Genomic DNA, 1,733 nt, shown 5'->3' with positions numbered 1-1,733 from the left:
CGCACCCGGCTGCAGGCTCTCGCGGACCACCCGCACCTTGTCCGCATCAGGCCACTCTCGCCGCCGCACCGGTCGCACCTCGACCTGGACGCCCCGATCCGCGCGCGCTCGCAAAGCGCCCTTCCGATCGTCGGAAGGATCCGCTCCGAGCGCTTCCAACACTTCAGCTTCGTCCGTCATGCCCGCCATCTCGGCAGGCATGACCCGTCACCTCAAGGCCGCTGAGGGCTGACGCTTACGCGGGTCGTGCGCGGCGCCGCCCTCCAGGCCTCGATCGCGGCTTCGGAGAACCACACGATCAGGCTGCCGCGGGCGCGCAGGCCGGCCTCGTAGGCCGGCCAATTCGCGACCCGGTGCCGCTGCTTTGGAATGCGATGCCGACGATCCTGATGGGCTTTGAAAGGCAAGCAGGGCGTCCCTGTCCGGTGGCGGGGCCTCGCCCCGCACCTGACCTACCCTGGGTCGGCTTCAAACCCGATCCATGCACCAAGGTGGACGGGAGGTCCAACAACGACCAGTGGAAACCCAAAGAAAACGCCACCCCGCCAGAAAGCGTGCGCGGCAGACGGGAGCACCAAGATGCTCGCAAGGATGGCAGCCGCCAGAGCCTTGAGCAACGGACGACAGAATCTCCTCACCCTCATCGCCACATCCTCATCTGAGCAACATGGTAGAAAGCGCGGTCGACCTCGGTTGAGCATTCGACCTGCGAGCGAGGTATACAGGTAGCGCCGCCATTCAAGACCCTGGCTTCGCTATTGCGTCCGCAATTTCCCCACCCGTTAGGAGGCGGTCTGAGATCCGCTGACCTCCGTCGGAGGCACCGGGGCAACATAACGCACCGCCGTTGCCTCGATCGTGGCAGGCACTTCGACCTGGTCTGCGGCCGCTGCAGTGTCGCTGGCGTCATGCGCTGCCTCGACGATTTCGGCAGCTGTGAACTCCACCGCGATAGCCACCTGAGCAAGATTGAGCGTCGCCAGGTTTGCGCCAGGGACCGGTGCACCGAGGAAGTGCTTTGGCTGCCACGCCGTATCTACCCCACCCGGAACGCCTGCATGATCGAGCAGCACGTCGATCAGGATTGGCCCATCGGACGCGACGTGGACCGCGATGACCCGGCTCACGCGCACGACGTCCCCGGTTGTGAGCAGGAAGCCATAGAATCCACGGGCTCCCATCATACGCGCCGCGAACCAGGCAGGCAGCAAAGTTGCGGCCACGTCAGGGTCGGTCACGCGCGTCCAGGTCGTCATCGCCTATTCTCCACGGTTGTGCCGCAGCGGACGGGGCGCGGCTGGGTCAGGGGAAGCTGCTGCGATCTCTCAGGAAATCAGGCAGTTGATGGAGGCGAGGCCACACCGGATCGAATGCTCCTGCAACCATTCGGCGGAGAGATGGACGGGAGACGGCGCCGTTCTGCCGTCTCCCACCGCGCCGTTCTCAGCGCCAGGAGATCCTGCGGTATCTGTAGACGAAGCGCCAGCCGGCCACCGGGCGGTTAGCCGCGGCAGGCGCTTGTGGCCACACCGGAGGTACAGCGAGCCCACGGGATTGCCTCTCGGACGTGGCATTCGCCTGCCGCCTGAGCTGGAAGGCCAGCGCAAGCAACGCAGCGCCAAAGAGCAGAGCGTAGGCCCCGAGCCAGGCTGTCATGACGAGAGCCCCTGTCGCCGGAGCGCAGGCCAGCAGCACGCCCCAAAGGAGCGAAACAAGACCAGCAAGCCCCAGAA

At 65.8% G+C, this 1,733-nt stretch carries 3 protein-coding genes and 1 pseudogene; all 4 read right to left on the bottom strand.

Going from position 1 to position 1,733, the window contains the following annotated elements; all coding sequences use genetic code 11:
• A partial coding sequence (locus tag ACO1BU_RS37165) for a hypothetical protein (RefSeq protein WP_424140476.1) occupies positions 1–201 on the bottom strand: 201 nt, incomplete at its 3' end.
• 38 nt (positions 202–239) lie between these two features.
• Positions 240–407, bottom strand: a pseudogene (locus ACO1BU_RS37160) (IS5/IS1182 family transposase); the annotation flags it as partial.
• A 375-nt stretch (positions 408–782) separates the two neighbouring features.
• A complete protein-coding gene (locus ACO1BU_RS37155; protein WP_424140871.1) occupies positions 783–1,256 on the bottom strand; it encodes a hypothetical protein in 474 nt (157 codons plus the stop codon).
• 187 nt (positions 1,257–1,443) lie between these two features.
• On the bottom strand, positions 1,444–1,733 hold a 290-nt coding region (locus ACO1BU_RS37150; protein WP_424140870.1), incomplete at its 5' end, for a DUF308 domain-containing protein.

This window comes from Roseomonas chloroacetimidivorans, assembly GCF_049629625.1.
GTDB classification, from domain to species: domain Bacteria; phylum Pseudomonadota; class Alphaproteobacteria; order Acetobacterales; family Acetobacteraceae; genus Roseomonas; species Roseomonas chloroacetimidivorans.
The sequence above is the reverse complement of the archived record's forward strand: the minus strand, read 5'-3'. Positions and strand labels throughout refer to the sequence as shown.

Coding starts and splice junctions, on each gene's coding strand:
- ACO1BU_RS37155 (WP_424140871.1), bottom strand. CDS start 1,256: ATGACGACCTGGACGCGCGTGACCGACCCTGACGTGGCCGCAACTTTG.